Consider the following 14,580-nt stretch of genomic DNA (forward strand, 5'->3'; position numbering starts at 1 on the left):
ATGACCGATCCCAAGCGCGCCGACGCCCTGCTCGCGGACCTGGAGCGCAACGGCCGCGGGCGCCTGAAGGTGTTCCTCGGCGCCGCCCCCGGCGTAGGTAAGACCTACGCCATGCTGCTGGCCGCCCAGGGCCAGTTGCGCCAGGGCGTGAACCTGCGCGTGGGCATCGTCGAGACCCACGGCCGCGCCGAGACCGAGGCGCTGCTCGCCGGCCTGCCGCAGCAGCCGCTGCTGCGCTCGGAATACCGCGGCATCCACCTCGCCGAGATGGACCTCGACGGCCTGCTGCGCGAGCCGCCGCAACTGGCCCTGGTCGACGAGCTGGCCCACAGCAACGCCCCCGGCAGCCGCCACGCCAAGCGCTGGCAGGACATCCAGGAGCTGCTCGCCGCCGGCATCGATGTCTACACCACGGTCAACGTCCAGCACCTGGAAAGCCTCAACGACCAGGTGCGCGACATCACCGGCGTGCAGGTGCGCGAAACGGTGCCCGACTGGGTGCTGCAGGAGGCCGACGAACTGCTGCTGGTGGACCTGCCGCCGCGCGAGCTGCTGGAGCGCCTGCGCGAAGGCAAGGTCTACGTGCCGGAGCAGGCGAGGGCGGCCATCGACGCCTTCTTCAGCCAGACCAACCTCACCGCGCTGCGCGAACTGGCCATGCAGACCGCCGCCGCGCGGGTGGACGCCGACCTGGCGCACCGCTACCGCCAGCAGGGCGGCGAGGCCCCGGCGCTGCGCGGCCGGCTGCTGCTGGGCGTGGACGGCGAGCGCAACGCCGAGCGCCTGGTGCGCCATGCCTCGCGGGTGGCCGAGCGCCGCCACCTGCCCTGGAGCCTGGTCCACGTCGACACCGGCGATGCCCGCGACGAGCAGTCGCGCCTGTACCTGCAGAACGCCCAGCAACTGGCCGAGCGCCTGGGTGGCGAGGTGGTGCAGCTGCGCGGTGGGGAAGTGGCGCGCACCCTGGTCGAACACGCCCGCGAGCGCCGCGCCAGCCTGATCCTGGTCGGCCGTTCGCGGCAGCGCTGGTACCGCAGGCTGTTCGGCGGCGGCCTGGCGGCGCGCCTGCTGCGCCTGGGCGAAGGCCTGGAAATCAGCGTGCTGGACAGCGAGGCCGACCTGGCCCCGGCCGCGCCGCGCCGGCGCGAGCGCGGCCATTGGCGCGACTACCTGCTGGCGGCCCTGGCCGCCGCCGGCGCCAGCGCCCTGGCCTGGGGCGTGTCGCGTCTGCTGGAGCTGCCGAACATCTCCCTGGTGTTCCTCGCCGCGGTGCTGCTGGTGGCGGTGCGCAGCAGCCTGTGGCCGGCGCTGGTGTGCGCGGTGCTGTCGTTCCTGGCCTACGACTTCCTGTTCATCCCGCCGTACTTCTCCCTTTCCATCCAGCGCGAGCAGGACGTGCTGACCCTGCTGTTCTTCCTGCTCATGGCCGCGCTCACCGGCAACCTCGCCGCGCGCCAGCGCCGCCAGCTGCAAGTGCTGCGCGACACCCAGGAGGAGACCGGCGCGCTGCTGGAACTCTCGCGCAAGCTCACCGCCGCCACCGACCGCCAGGCGGTGCTGGCCGCCGCCGCCCAGCAGTTCGCCCTGTGGAATGACCTGGACATCTGCGTGCTGGCCCGCCAGCACGACGACTGGAAGGTGGAAAGCGGCCACGCCCGCGGCTTCGACGAGCAGGAGCGCGCCGCCGCCGACTGGGCCTGGCAGCACGACCAGCCGGCCGGCCTGGGCACCGGCACATTGCCGGCGGGGCGCTGGTGGTGGTGGCCGCTGTCGGCGGAGGAGGGGCCGCTGGCGCTGCTCGGCGTGCGGCCCAAGGACGGCGAGCCGCTGCCCGGCCAGCGCCGCCGCCTGCTCGCCGCCCTCGGCCAGCCGCTGGCCCAGGCCCTGGCCCGCGCGCGCCTGGCCGACGACCTGGAAGCCGCGCGCCTGCACGGCGAGACCGAGCAACTGCGCAGCGCGCTGCTGGCGTCGGTCAGCCACGACCTGCGCACCCCGCTGACCACCATGCGCGGCGCCATCGACAGCCTGCTGGCGCTGGGCGAGGCGATTCCCCCGGCCGACCGCAAGGAACTGCTGGAAAGCACCCGCGACGAGGCCGAGCGCCTGGACCGCTACATCCAGAACCTGCTGGACATGACCCGCCTGGGCCAGGGCGGGCTGAAGCTGGCGCGCGACTGGGTGGCCCCTGAAGATATCGTCGGCAGCGCCGTGCACCGCCTGCGCGCGCTGCTCGCGCCCTATCGCGTGGAAACCCGCGTGCCGGCCGAACTGCCGCTGCTGTACGTGCACGCGGCGCTGATCGAGCAGGCGCTGGTCAACGTGCTGGAGAACGCCGCGCGCTTCTCGCCGCCGGGCGGGCGCCTGCGGGTGCAGGCCGCGCAGGTCGGCGACGAGCTGCAGTTCAGCGTCAGCGACGAGGGCCCGGGGATTCCCGAGGTCGAGCGCGAGAAGATCTTCGACATGTTCTACAGCGCCGCCCGGGGCGACCGCGGTGGGCCGAGCACCGGCCTGGGCCTGGCGATCTGCCAGGGCATGGTCGGCGCCCACGGTGGGCGCATCAGCGTCGGCGACGGCCTGGATGGCCACGGCACCACCTTGACCCTGCACCTGCCGCTGCAGCGCCAGCCGAACCTGGAGCAGCTTGATGCCGGTGGTTGAAAGGCCCAAGCTAGGCGCCACCGCCCCCAGCCAGCCGAGCCCGATGAGCAACGCCAACGCCGCCTGCATCCTGGTCATCGACGACGAACCGCAGATCCGCAAGTTCCTGCGCATCAGCCTCAACGCCGGCGGCTACCGGGTGGTGGAGGCCGGCAGCGGCGAGGAGGGCCTGGCCCAGGCGGCGCTGAACCGCCCGGACCTGGTGGTGCTCGACCTCGGCCTGCCGGACAAGGACGGCCAGGAGGTGCTGCGCGAGTTGCGCGAATGGTCGCAGGTGCCGGTGCTGGTGCTCTCTGTGCGCGCCGCCGAGAGCGAGAAGGTACTGGCCCTGGACGGCGGCGCCAACGACTACGTGACCAAGCCCTTCGGCATCCAGGAATTCCTCGCCCGCATCCGCGCGCTGCTGCGCCAGGGCCACCAGGGCGAGAACCAGGAAGCGCAAGTGGCGGTGGGGCCGCTACTGGTCGATTTCGCCTACCGCCGGGTGAGCCTCGACGGCGCCGAAGTGGCGCTGACCCGCAAGGAATACGCGGTGCTGGCCACCCTGGCCCGGCACCTGGGGCGGGTGGTCACCCAGCAGCAACTGCTCAAGGACATCTGGGGCCCGACCCACGTCGAGGACACCCACTACCTGCGCGTGGTGGTCGGCCACCTGCGGCAGAAACTGGCGGACGACCCGGCCAACCCGCGCTTCATCGTCACCGAGGCCGGCGTCGGTTATCGCCTGCGCGATGCCTGATGAAAATCGCGGACGGAGTCCGCTTACACAATGGGGCCTGCCGCTCGGCATGAACCGTAGGAGCGCAACTTTTGCGCGAATCGCGGGTAGGGCCCGCACCTGTGTGCCAGGCGAAACCCCGTCGTAGGAGCGGACTCCGTCTGCGATAGCTCGAACCCGCGCAAAGAGCACCCTCTCCCCAGCCCTCTCCCGCAAGCGGGAGAGGGGGCTGTTCGGCGCGGGTGGAAAGGTCGGTGCAATCCTGTGGACGCGGATTCTCCACCTCGTACCGATCCAGGCCAATCGGCGGATAACGCCGTAGGCGTTATGCGCCCTACGGATTCTCCGCCTCGTACCGGTCCAGCGTATCGCTGGCGATCTGCCTTCCCAGGGCCACCAGCTCCGGCGCCTTGTAGAACTCGAAGAAGCGGCACACGCGCTTGGGCACGTTGATCAGCACGTCCGGCGGGTAGCCGGCGATCTTGTACTGCGCCAGGGAGGTCTGCATCACCTCGAAGCTCTGGTTGACCAGCTCCAGCAACGAGGCCGGGCTGCTGCTGTCGATCACCTGGCTGCCGCTGGCGGACTTCGGCGAGCCCTTGCCCAGGGGCGCCGCGGCCGGCTGCTGCATCTCCGGCTCGGCCGGTTCCTCGCTGTCGGGCACCGGCTCCAGCAGGGCTTCGGCGCGCAGTTCCGGCGGCTCCAGCTCCGGGCCGTGGCGGCGGAACCGGCTGAGCTTGTCGCCGAGGCTGCCGATCAGGCTGTCGAAGCGGCCCTTGAGCGCCGCCGGCCGCTCGATCACCGGCAACTGGTACTGGCGCTGGTTGGTGGCGTTGAGGTTCACCGCGATGATCAGGTCGGCGTGGCTGGACACCACCGGCACGATCGGCAGCGGGTTGAGCAGGCCGCCATCGACCAGCATGCGCGGGCCCTGCATCACCGGGGTGAACAGGCTGGGAATGGCCGCCGAGGCGCGCATGGCCTGGTGCAGGTCGCCTTCCTGGAACCAGATTTCCTGCTGGTTGGTGAGGTCGGTGGCCACCGCCGTGTAGGGGATGGGCAGGTCCTCGATGTTGATGTCGCCGATGATCTCGTGGATCTTGCCGAACACCCGCTCGCCGCGGATGGCGCCGAGGCGGAAGCTGACGTCCAGCAGGCGCAGCACGTCCAGGTAATCCAGGCTTTCCACCCAGTCGCGGTATTCGCCCAGCTTGCCGGCGGCGTAGATGCCGCCGATCACCGAGCCCATGGAGCAGCCGGCGATGCAGGCGATCTCGTAGCCGCGCCGCTCCAGTTCCTCGATCACGCCGATATGCGCATAACCCCGTGCTCCGCCGGAGCCGAGCACCAGCGCCACTTGTTTCGACATGGACGGTTATTCCTCTGAAAACAACGCATTGCAAGGCGCGGCGGGCGGCCTGGGCCGGCGCCGGATGTCACTGACGATACGCCCGGGTAGGGCGGGGCGCCAAGGGTGTTTGCTAGAATCGGCCGATCGACTTCCCGCCCCGGAGCCAACATGAGCGAACCCATCCGCCTGACCCAGTACAGCCACGGTGCCGGCTGCGGCTGCAAGATTTCCCCCAAGGTGCTGGAAGTGATCCTGGCCGGCAGCGGCGCGCAGAACCTGGACCCGAACCTGTGGGTCGGCAACGCCTCGCGCGACGACGCTGCGGTCTATGCTATCGACGGCGAGCGCGGCGTGGTGTCCACCACCGACTTTTTCATGCCCATCGTCGACGATCCCTTCGACTTCGGCCGCATCGCCGCCACCAACGCCATCAGCGACATCTACGCCATGGGCGGCGACCCGCTGATGGCCATCGCCATCCTCGGCTGGCCGGTCAACGTGCTGGCCCCGGAGATCGCCCGCGAGGTGATCGCCGGCGGCCGCAAGGTCTGCGACGAGGCGGGCATCCCGCTGGCCGGCGGCCACTCCATCGACGCCCCCGAGCCGATCTTCGGCCTGGCCGTCACCGGCCTGGTGGAAAAGCGTTTCATGAAGCGCAACGACACCGCCACCGCCGGCTGCCGCCTGTACCTGACCAAGCCGCTGGGCATCGGCATCCTCACCACCGCCGAGAAGAAGTCCAGGCTGCGCGCCGAGGACGTGGGCCTGGCCCGCGACTGGATGTGCACCCTGAACAAGCCCGGCAGCCGCTTCGGCAAGCTCGCCGGGGTGACGGCCATGACCGACGTCACCGGCTTCGGCCTGCTCGGCCACCTGGTGGAGATGGCCGACGGCGCCGGCCTGACCGCACGCATCCGCTTCGACGCGGTGCCGCGCCTGGAGCACGTGCAATACTACCTGGAGCAGGGCTGCGTGCCCGGCGGCACCCTGCGCAACTTCGACAGCTACGGCGAGCGCATCGCGCCGCTGCCGGAACTGCACAAGCTGCTGCTGTGCGACCCGCAGACCAGCGGCGGCCTGCTGGTGGCGGTGACCCCCGAGGGCGAGGCGGAATTCCTCGCCACCGCCGCCGAGCTGGGCCTGCGACTGGCGCCCATCGGCGAGCTGGTCGAGCGACAGAGTCACGCGGTAGAGGTGGCCTGATGCGCGACAACACCCGGCACTACCGCGAACTCTTCCTCAATGACGTCCCGCTGATGGACGTGCGCGCCCCGGTGGAATACACCAAGGGCGCCTTCCCCCACACCGAGAACCTGCCGCTGATGAACGACGTCGAGCGGCAGAAGGTGGGCACCTGCTACAAGCAGCATGGCCAGCAGGCGGCCATCGCCCTGGGCCACGAGCTGGTCTGCGGCCCGCTCAAGGCCGAGCGCATCGAAGCCTGGCTGGACTTCGCCCGGCGCCACCCGGACGGCTACCTGTACTGCTTCCGCGGCGGCCTGCGTTCGCAGATCGTCCAGCAGTGGATGAAGGACGCCGGCATCGAATACCCGCGCGTGGTCGGCGGCTACAAGGCGCTGCGCGGCTTCCTCTTCGACACCACCCGCGCGGCCACCGAGGAATGTTCCTTCGTGCTGATCGGCGGCCTCACCGGCACCGGCAAGACCGAGGTGGTGGCGCAGCTGGACAACGCCCTGGACCTGGAAGGCCACGCCAACCACCGCGGCTCCAGCTTCGGCCGCCGGGCCACGCCGCAGCCGGCGCAGATCGACTTCGAGAACCGCCTGGCCATCGACATCCTGAAGAAGCGCCACGCCGGCATGAGCCAGTTCGTGCTGGAGGACGAGGGACGCATCGTCGGCAGTTGCTCGCTGCCGCTGGAGCTGTACCAGGGCATGCAGGGCTACCCGCTGGTGTGGCTGGAGGACAGCTTCGAGGGGCGGGTGGAACGCATCCTCAAGGACTACGTGATCGACCTGTGCGCCGAGTTCGTCGAGGTGAAGGGCGCGCCGGAAGAGGGGTTCGAGGCCTTCGCCGCCTACCTGCGCAAGAGCCTGTCGGGCATCGTCAAGCGCCTGGGCGGCGAGCGCTACCAGCGCCTGGCGGCGGTCATGGACGAGGCCCTGGACGAGCAGCGCCGCAGCGGCGCGGTGGACCTGCACCGCGGCTGGATCGAGGGGCTGCTGGGCGAGTACTACGACCCCATGTACGCCTACCAGCTGCAGAGCAAGGAATCGCGCATCGAGTTCCGCGGCAACCACGACGAGGTGGTGGAGTACCTGCGTTCCCGAGCCCCCCGGTAGACCGCTCCTACGAAAGGCAGGCCGTCACGTCGGGCGCATAACGCCGTAGGCGTTATGCGCCCTACGCCAAACCCACCTGTAACCTTGGGCTGCGGCGGTCTAAGCTGGAAGTCGCCCGAACCACCAAGGAGGTCGTCATGAAGGCACTTTTCGCAGTTCTCGCCGCCAGCCTGGTGCTGGCCGGCTGCTCCGGCAAGACGGTCAACCGCGACAGCTGCGCCAGCGAACTGAACGCCGCCTGGCACGAGCTGGACCTGGCCAAGGCCGAAGGCTTCGCCGGCACCGTCAGCTACTCCAAGGCGCTGGCGCTGATCAGTGCGGCCAAGACCGAGCAGCAGGTCGAGTCCTACGGCGGCTGCCTGGACAAGGCCAGCAAGGCGCGCTTCTACATCAAGGAATCGCGCGCGGGCCGCTGACCGGGCGCGGGCAAGGCGGGCATAATCGCCGGGCGGACGGGCGCTCCGGCCCGCCCGGCAGTCAGGAACCCTCTCCATGCAGCTCGACTTCAGCACCCTCGCGCCCGCCGACGCCTACCGCTGGCTGGCCTCCACCGTCACCCCGCGGCCCATCGCCTGGGTGTCCACCCTGTCCGCGCAGGGCCATGGCAACCTGGCGCCCTTCAGCTTCTTCCAGGTCATCAGCGACGAGCCGCCGACGCTGATGGTCAACACCAGCATCCGCGACGACGGCAGCGTCAAGGACACCCTGCGCAACGTCCGCGAGACCGGCCAACTGGTGATCCACCTGGTCAGCGCCGCCCAGGCCGAGACCATGAACGCCACCGCCGCCACGCTGCCCCATGGCGTCAGCGAGATCGAACAGGTCGGCATCGCCACCCTGCCCAGCGTGCGCGTGGCGCCGCCGCGGGTGGCCGGCGCGGCCGTGGCCTTCGAGTGCGAACTGGCGCAGATCCAGCCCTACCCGGCGGACAAGCCCAGCTGCTACCTGATCTTCGCCCGCGTGCTGCTGGCGCACATCGACGACGCCGTGCTGCGCGACGAGCGCCACGTCGACCCGGCGAAGCTCGACCTGGTCGGCCGCCTGGGCGGCACCCAGTACAGCTTCACCCGCGACACCTTCAGCATGATCCGCCCCAAATAGGGGCGCAGGCCGCCGCGCGCCGGGACCTTGGCGCGCGACTGTCCTGGATGCGACCTGCGCATGCCCGTGCGCAACATCGAATTGCCATCATCGACGCCGCCCCTTGTTCCGCCGGTCGGCCGGCTCCTAATGTTCCGTCCCAAAGCAACGACAAAGAACGGGAGAGCTTCGGTCGAAGACTCTCCCGCAAGGCATTCGGCAAGGGGAGGGGTGGCATGGTCGCGTTCGTGCAACGGCGGTTGGCCAATCTGGGCACGGCGAAGAAACTGGCGCTGGGCTTCGGCCTGGTATTGCTGCTGACGGCGCTGGTGGCCGGGATCGGCGTCGGCGCGCTGCGCTCCATCGAGCAGCGCTTCGCCCTGCTGGACGCCATGAGCGCGGTCAACCGCGAAGTCCTGGAGATGCGCCAGAGCGAGAAGGACTTCGTCCGTGACGCCAGCCCCAAGGCCGCCGAGCAGCTGCGCCAGCGCGCCAAGCTCCTCGCTGGGCACGTCGAGCAGCTCAAGGCGCACCCCGGCCAGGCCGGGGCCATGGAGCGCGTGGCCCAGGCCATGGCCGGCTACCTGGCCTCCTTCGACCGCTTCGAGCAGGCCAGCAAGAGCCGCCACCTGGCCCTGGAGGCCGCCAACTGGTCGGTGTCCAGCGCCTCCAACAGCCTGGACATCCTGCAGTCCAGCCTGGCCGACGACGGCGCCTACGAACTCAAGCAGAGCCAGGGCCAGAACGGCGAGGAACTGCTCAAGCAGGCGGCCCAGGTCGGCCAGCTCTACCGCCTGGTGCTGCAGGGCCTGAACGAGGCCCGCGCGCGCCTGGACCAGAAGGACGGCGAGGCCGCGGGCGATGCGCGCATCAAGTCCGCCGACGAGGCCCTGGAGCTGTCGAAGCAACTGCAGACGGCAATCACCGATCCGGCCTACGTCTCGGTGATCAAGGACGTGGCCACCAACATCGACGGCTTCGGCAACAACCTCGGCGACTACTCCGCCGGCCTGGCCAAGGAGCAGCAGGCGCACCGCGAGATGTCGCAGCGCGCCGAGGAAATGATGCAGCAGGTGGACGCCTCCTACGCCGCGCAACAGGCGGCCATGGTCGGCGTGCTGCACAGTAGCGTGGGCGCGATGCTCGGTTCGGCGGCGCTGGCGCTGCTGGTCGGTACCCTGGCCGCGCTGCTGATCAGCCTGCTGATCGTGCGCCCGTTGCGCCAGGTGATCGGCATGGCCAGCCGCATCGCCGAGGGCGACCTGAGCCAGACCATCCGCGTCGAGCGCAAGGACGAGGTGGGCCAACTGATGGCCGCGGTGGACGCCATGGCGCAGAGCCTGCGCGGCATCGTCAGCCGTCTTCATGAAGGCGTCGGCCGCATCACCTCCTCGGCGCAGGCGCTATCCGGCGTCACCGAGCGCACCCAGAGCGGCGTCAACAGCCAGAAGGCCGAGACCGACCAGGTGGCCACGGCGATGAACCAGATGGCCGCCACCGTCCACGAGGTGGCGCGCAACGCCGAGGCCGCGGCGCACTCCGCCGAGCAGGCCGATGGCACCGTGGCCAGCGGGCAGCAGGTGGTGCGGCGCACCCTCGGGCGTATTTCCGAGCTGGCCGAGGCGGTGCGCGAGGCCTCCGCCAGCATCCACGACCTGGGCCGCGAGAGCCAGAACATCGGCAGCGTGCTCGACGTGATCAAGGCGGTGGCCGAGCAGACCAACCTGCTGGCGCTCAACGCCGCCATCGAGGCGGCCAGGGCCGGCGAGCAGGGCAGGGGCTTCGCCGTAGTGGCCGACGAGGTGCGCGCCCTAGCGCGGCGCACCCAGCAGTCGACGGCGGAGATCGAGAAGCTGATCGGCGCGCTGCAGAACGGCGCCCAGGCCTCGGTGCAGCACATGCAGCACAGCCACCAGTTGGTGGAGAAGAGCGTCGGCGACGCCGAGCAGACCGAGACCGCGCTGGGCGAGATCGCCGCGGCGGTGGCGGTGATCCACCAGATGAACCAGCAGATTGCCGCAGCCTCCGAGCAGCAGAGCGCGGTGGCCGAGGAGATCAACCGCAGCGTCACCAGCATCCGCGGCATCGCCGACGAATCGGCCCAGGCGATGGAGTCCACGGCCTCCTCCAGCGTCGAGCTGGCCCAGCTCAGCCGCGACCTGCAGGGGATGGTGGGGCAGTTCCGCCTGTAGGCAGCACCGAGCCCCTGTAGGAGACTCTGTTCGCGATTCGCGCGCAGGGGAATGACATCTGCGCTCGGGCTTTTCCCTCACCCCAGCCCTCTCCCGGAGGGAGAGGGGGCTAGTCCGTGCCGAGAGACGGCCCGGTTTCAGCCGGCAGTCCCTGTGCTAGCCGGCTAACGCCGAAACACCCATGTACTCCGAACGGTCCCCTCTCCCTCCGGGAGAGGGTTAGGGTGAGGGGGCCGCAGGCCTGCCCAGGGCAAGAACAGTTGCGCTGATGGGTATCGCTTCGCTCAACCCATCCTACGAAGCGCTTGCGGCGGCCTCCTGCTGGCGCTTGTACCAGCGCCGGTAGGCGTTCACCCCCGCGCGCACCGAGCTGAACACCAGCGGCGGCTTCAGCTCGCCCAACTGGCCGGAGCGCTCCAGCATCGCCAGGGTTTCCCGCGGCACCCGCGCCAGGGACAGGTGCACGTCCTGCGCCGCCAGGGTCTGCTGCACCTCGCGCAGCACCGTCAGGCCGCTGACGTCCAGGTTCAGCACGCCCTCGGCGTTGAGCAGCACGGCGCGCGGCGCCTTGGTCTGCGCCACCACCTGCAGCAGGCGCTGCTTGAAGTAGTCGGCGTTGAAGAACAGCAACGGCGCGTCGAAGCGGTAGATCACCAGGCCCGGCAGGGTGTGCGCCTGCGGGTAGCGGCTCAGCTCGACCTGGCCGTCGATGCCGTGGACCCAGCCGAGCACCGCGTCGCTCGGCTTGTAGGTCAGGTACAGCAGGCGCAGCAGGGCGATGACGATGGCCACGAAGATGCCCGGCAGCACGCCGACGCTGAGCACCCCGACGGTGGTCAGCAGGCACAGGCCGAACTCGAAGCGCGACAGGCGCCAGAAACCCTTGAGCGCGCTGAAGTCGATCAGCCCCCAGCCGGCCATCAGCAGCACCGCGCCCAGGGCCGGCATGGGAATCCAGCCCAGCGGCGCACTGAACAGCACCAGCGCCAGGCCGATGACCAGGGCCGCGACTATGCCGACCATCTGCGTCTGGCCGCCGACCATGTCGTTGACCGCGGTGCGCGAGTCGGCGCCGCTGATGACGAAGCCCTGGGATACCCCGGCGCCGATGTTGGCCACGCCCAGGGCGACCATCTCGCGGCTGGCGTCGATGCTGTAGCCGTGGCGCGCGGCGAAGCTGCGGGCGGTGAGCATGGCGCTGCAGAAGCTGACGATGGTGATGCCCAGGGCGTCGCGGAACAGGTTGCCCATCTCCTGCACGCTGGTGCGCGGCCAGCTCAGCTCCGGCAGGCCCTGGGGCACCGCGCCGAGCAGGGCGACGCCGTAGCGGTCCAGGCCCAGCGCCACGCTGGCCAGGGTGGCGAACAGCACGCCGACCAGGGCGCCGGGGATCTTCGGGTAGCGCCGCGGCAGCAGGACCATCAGCAGCAGGGTGGCCGCGCCCAGGGCGAGGGTCGGCCAGTGCGTGCTGCCGAGGTTGCGCAGCAAGGCCAGCAGGCCGGCGAGGAAACCGCTGGTCTCGGTGTGGTAGCCCAGCAGCTTGCCCAGCTGGCCGGCGATCAGGCTCAGGCCGATGCCGTTGAGGTAGCCCACCAGGGTCGGCCGCGACAGGAAACTGGCGATGAAGCCGGCGCGCACCAGACCGCCGACGATGGACAGCAGGCCGACCATCACCGCGACTATCATCGACAGTTGCAACAGGCGCTGCGGGTCGCCCGCCGCCAGCGGGGTGATGGCCGCCGCGACCATGGCCGCGGTGGCGGCGTCGGGGCCGACCATCAGTTGTTTCGAGCTGCCGACCAGGGCGTAGATCAGCATCGGCAGGATGCAGGCGTAGAGCCCGACCTGGGCCGGGAAGCCGATGATCTGCGCATAGGCGATGGCGGTGGGAATCTGGATGGCCGCCACCGACAGGCCGGCGACGACGTCCGGGCGCAGCCAGGCGGAGCGGTAGTGCAGCAGGTTGTCCAGGCCGGGCAGCCAGCGGGTGAGGGGCATGGGTGTCTTCCGTGAAACGTCGGGCTGAAGCTTAGCCACAGTGTAGGGCCGCAGCTTGCCCGGCGTCAGTTACAGGCGTAGGAAGACGAAGGATTTCGAGAGGACGCTAGAAGGGCTGCGCCGGGATGCTCTTCGTAGGATGGGTTGAGCTTGCGAAACCCATGCGGTCACGGCGATGGGTATCGCTTCGCTCAACCCATCCTACGTCAGCGGCTCTCCTGCACCTGTAGGAGCGGACCCTGCCCGCGATTCGCGCCCAGGGGGCGCTCCTGCAGGGTGTCGCAAAGCCTTCAGAGCTTGAGGATGAGTTTGCCGAAGTTCTCCCCGCTGAACAGCTTCAGCACCGTCTGCGGGAAGGTCTGTAGGCCTTCGACTATGTCTTCCTTCGATTTCAGCTTGCCCTCGGCCAGCCAGCCGGCCATCTCGCGCATGGCCTCGGGGAAGCGGCTGGCGTAGTCCATCACCACCATGCCTTCCATGCGCGCGCGGTTGACCAGCAGCGACAGGTAGTTGGCCGGGCCTTTCACCACCTGCCTGTTGTTGTACTGGCTGATGGCGCCGCAGATCACGATGCGCGCCTTGGGCGCCAGGCGCGCCAGGCAGGCGTCGAGGATGTCGCCGCCGACGTTATCGAAGAACACGTCGATGCCGTTGGGGCAGCAGCGTTTCAGGCCCAGGGCGAGGTCTTCGTTCTTGTAGTCGACGGCGCCGTCGAAGCCCAGTTCCTGCACCAGGTAGCGGCACTTGTCCTCGCCGCCGGCGATGCCGATCACGTTGCAGCCCTTGATCTTGGCGATCTGCCCGACCACGCTGCCCACCGCGCCGGCCGCGGCCGAGACCACCACGGTCTCGCCGGCCTTGGGCAGGCCGACGTCGAGCAGGCCGAAGTAGGCGGTCATGCCGGTCATGCCCAGGGCCGAGAGGTACAGCGGCAGCGGCGCGCGGTTCGCGTCGACCTTGTAGAAGCCCCTGGGCTCGCCGAGGAAGTAGTCCTGCACGCCGAGGGCGCCGTTGACGTGGTCGCCGACGACGAAGGCCGGGTTGTTCGAGGCCACCACCTGGCCCACGCCGAGGGCGCGCATCACCTCGCCTATGCCCACCGGCGGAATGTAGGACTTGGCGTCGTTGAGCCAGCCGCGCATGGCCGGGTCCAGCGACAGGTACAGGTTGCGCACCAGCACCTGGCCCGGGCCGGGCTCGCCGAGCGGGGTTTCCTGGTAGCGGAAGGTGTCCTGGTCGATGGCGCCCTGGGGGCGCTGGGCGAGCACGAACTGGCGGTTGAGCGGGGCGGTCATGGCAGTGGCCTCGGGGAGGGGGAAACCTAGGGATAGTCCGCGGCGGCGGCGTCGGCAAGCTGCCGCCGACCACGAGAATGCCCGGTTATCCATGTAAATGATCCAGACGCGAGGTATTCATCACTCGCACGGATAGTACGAGCTACAGCGGCCTGATAATGCTTTGCCCGCGGCGGGCGCCGGCTAGACTCGGACGATTCTCCATCCGTTCGAGGACAGTCCATGAGTCAGCTGCTTTCCGGCCAGGTCGCCCTGGTCACCGGCGCCGCCGCCGGCATCGGCCGCGCCACCGCCCAGGCCTTCGCCCGCGAGGGCATCAAGGTGGTGGTTTCCGACGTCGACGCAGCTGGCGGCGAAGCCACTGTCGAGCTGATCCGCGCCGCCGGCGGCGATGCGCGCTTCATCCGCTGCGACGTGACCCGCGACGCCGAGGTCCAGGCGCTGGTCGCCGCCACGATGGAGGCCTACGGCCGCCTGGACTACGCCTTCAACAACGCCGGCATCGAGATCGAGCAGGGCCGGCTGGCCGAGGGCAAGGAAAGCGAGTTCGACGCCATCATGGGGGTGAACGTCAAGGGCGTCTGGCTGTGCATGAAGCACCAGATCCCGGTGATGCTCGCCCAGGGCGGCGGCGCCATCGTCAACACCGCCTCGGTGGCCGGCCTGGGCGCGGCGCCGAAGATGAGCATCTATGCCGCCTCCAAGCACGCGGTGATCGGCCTGACCAAGTCGGCGGCGGTGGAATACGCGAAGAAGAAGGTGCGCATCAACGCCGTGTGCCCGGCGGTGATCGACACCGACATGTTCCGCCGCGCCTACGAGGCCGACCCGAAGAAAGCCGAGTTCGCCGCCGCCATGCACCCGGTGGGCCGTGTCGGCAAGGTCGAGGAGATCGCCGCGGCGGTGCTCTACCTGTGCAGCGACAACGCCGGCTTCACCACCGGCATCGCGCTGCCGGTGGATGGCGGGCACACCGCGGTCTGAG

11 protein-coding genes and 1 pseudogene are annotated in these 14,580 nt (G+C 69.7%); 9 read left to right on the forward strand and 3 right to left on the reverse strand.

All coding sequences use genetic code 11. The annotated features are described in order from the left end of the window. Together QSJ95_RS25450 and QSJ95_RS25455 are read left to right on the forward strand one after the other, a co-directional pair. Window positions 1-2,658: a DUF4118 domain-containing protein gene (locus tag QSJ95_RS25450; RefSeq protein WP_285646203.1), complete on the forward strand. Its 2,658-nt coding sequence runs from the start codon at window positions 1-3 to the stop codon at window positions 2,656-2,658. 43 nt (window positions 2,659-2,701) lie between these two features. Next, window positions 2,702-3,397: a response regulator gene (locus QSJ95_RS25455; protein WP_058072315.1), complete on the forward strand. Its 696-nt coding sequence runs from the start codon at window positions 2,702-2,704 to the stop codon at window positions 3,395-3,397. A gap of 313 nt (window positions 3,398-3,710) precedes the next feature. Here the strand turns inward: QSJ95_RS25455 and QSJ95_RS25460 are convergent, their stop codons facing one another. Beyond that, window positions 3,711-4,745 (reverse strand): patatin-like phospholipase family protein, encoded by a 1,035-nt coding sequence (locus QSJ95_RS25460; RefSeq protein WP_009618585.1) that lies wholly within the window; start codon window positions 4,743-4,745, stop codon window positions 3,711-3,713. A gap of 150 nt (window positions 4,746-4,895) precedes the next feature. On the opposite strand from QSJ95_RS25460, the gene selD reads away from it, so the two are divergent. From selD to QSJ95_RS33070, 6 genes and pseudogenes are all read left to right on the forward strand, one after another. Then, window positions 4,896-5,930: a selenide, water dikinase SelD gene (gene selD, locus QSJ95_RS25465; protein ID WP_043272173.1), complete on the forward strand. Its 1,035-nt coding sequence runs from the start codon at window positions 4,896-4,898 to the stop codon at window positions 5,928-5,930. Then, window positions 5,930-7,030, forward strand: coding sequence for a tRNA 2-selenouridine(34) synthase MnmH (mnmH, locus tag QSJ95_RS25470; RefSeq protein WP_285646208.1), 1,101 nt, complete (start codon window positions 5,930-5,932; stop codon window positions 7,028-7,030). The genes selD and mnmH overlap by 1 nt, the downstream gene beginning before the upstream one ends. A 137-nt stretch (window positions 7,031-7,167) precedes the next feature. Continuing rightward, on the forward strand, window positions 7,168-7,446 hold the full coding sequence (locus QSJ95_RS25475) for a hypothetical protein (protein ID WP_009618591.1): 279 nt from the start codon (window positions 7,168-7,170) through the stop codon (window positions 7,444-7,446). Between the two features lie 76 nt (window positions 7,447-7,522). Next, a complete protein-coding gene (locus QSJ95_RS25480) occupies window positions 7,523-8,131 on the forward strand; it encodes a flavin reductase family protein (RefSeq protein ID WP_285646211.1) in 609 nt (202 codons plus the stop codon). A 1,118-nt stretch (window positions 8,132-9,249) separates the two neighbouring features. Beyond that, window positions 9,250-9,444 (forward strand): annotated as a pseudogene (locus QSJ95_RS33065) (HAMP domain-containing protein); the annotation flags it as partial. Between the two features lie 144 nt (window positions 9,445-9,588). Beyond that, on the forward strand, window positions 9,589-10,302 hold the full coding sequence (locus tag QSJ95_RS33070; RefSeq protein WP_371857818.1) for a methyl-accepting chemotaxis protein: 714 nt from the start codon (window positions 9,589-9,591) through the stop codon (window positions 10,300-10,302). 294 nt (window positions 10,303-10,596) lie between these two features. Here QSJ95_RS33070 and QSJ95_RS25490 read toward each other — a convergent pair whose 3' ends face one another. Together QSJ95_RS25490 and QSJ95_RS25495 are read right to left on the reverse strand one after the other, a co-directional pair. Then, window positions 10,597-12,300 (reverse strand): SulP family inorganic anion transporter, encoded by a 1,704-nt coding sequence (locus QSJ95_RS25490; protein WP_285646216.1) that lies wholly within the window; start codon window positions 12,298-12,300, stop codon window positions 10,597-10,599. 290 nt (window positions 12,301-12,590) lie between these two features. Beyond that, window positions 12,591-13,595 (reverse strand): NADP-dependent oxidoreductase, encoded by a 1,005-nt coding sequence (locus QSJ95_RS25495; protein ID WP_285646219.1) that lies wholly within the window; start codon window positions 13,593-13,595, stop codon window positions 12,591-12,593. A 222-nt stretch (window positions 13,596-13,817) separates the two neighbouring features. Between QSJ95_RS25495 and QSJ95_RS25500 the strand changes: the two genes are divergently transcribed. Next, window positions 13,818-14,579, forward strand: coding sequence for an SDR family oxidoreductase (locus QSJ95_RS25500; protein ID WP_285646223.1), 762 nt, complete (start codon window positions 13,818-13,820; stop codon window positions 14,577-14,579). Window position 14,580 lies beyond the last annotated feature (1 nt).

The organism is Pseudomonas sp. NBRC 100443 (assembly GCF_030268185.1).
GTDB classification, from domain to species: Bacteria; Pseudomonadota; Gammaproteobacteria; order Pseudomonadales; family Pseudomonadaceae; genus Pseudomonas; species Pseudomonas citronellolis.

Excerpts from the sequence above, each read along its gene's own strand:
- QSJ95_RS25450 (WP_285646203.1), top strand. The coding sequence starts at position 1 with ATGACCGATCCCAAGCGCGCCGACGCCCTGCTCGCGGACCTGGAGCGC.
- QSJ95_RS25455 (WP_058072315.1), top strand. The coding sequence starts at position 2,702 with ATGAGCAACGCCAACGCCGCCTGCATCCTGGTCATCGACGACGAACCG.
- QSJ95_RS25460 (WP_009618585.1), bottom strand. The coding sequence starts at position 4,745 with ATGTCGAAACAAGTGGCGCTGGTGCTCGGCTCCGGCGGAGCACGGGGT.
- selD (WP_043272173.1), top strand. The coding sequence starts at position 4,896 with ATGAGCGAACCCATCCGCCTGACCCAGTACAGCCACGGTGCCGGCTGC.
- mnmH (WP_285646208.1), top strand. The coding sequence starts at position 5,930 with ATGCGCGACAACACCCGGCACTACCGCGAACTCTTCCTCAATGACGTC.
- QSJ95_RS25475 (WP_009618591.1), top strand. The coding sequence starts at position 7,168 with ATGAAGGCACTTTTCGCAGTTCTCGCCGCCAGCCTGGTGCTGGCCGGC.
- QSJ95_RS25480 (WP_285646211.1), top strand. The coding sequence starts at position 7,523 with ATGCAGCTCGACTTCAGCACCCTCGCGCCCGCCGACGCCTACCGCTGG.
- QSJ95_RS33070 (WP_371857818.1), top strand. The coding sequence starts at position 9,589 with ATGAACCAGATGGCCGCCACCGTCCACGAGGTGGCGCGCAACGCCGAG.
- QSJ95_RS25490 (WP_285646216.1), bottom strand. The coding sequence starts at position 12,300 with ATGCCCCTCACCCGCTGGCTGCCCGGCCTGGACAACCTGCTGCACTAC.
- QSJ95_RS25495 (WP_285646219.1), bottom strand. The coding sequence starts at position 13,595 with ATGACCGCCCCGCTCAACCGCCAGTTCGTGCTCGCCCAGCGCCCCCAG.
- QSJ95_RS25500 (WP_285646223.1), top strand. The coding sequence starts at position 13,818 with ATGAGTCAGCTGCTTTCCGGCCAGGTCGCCCTGGTCACCGGCGCCGCC.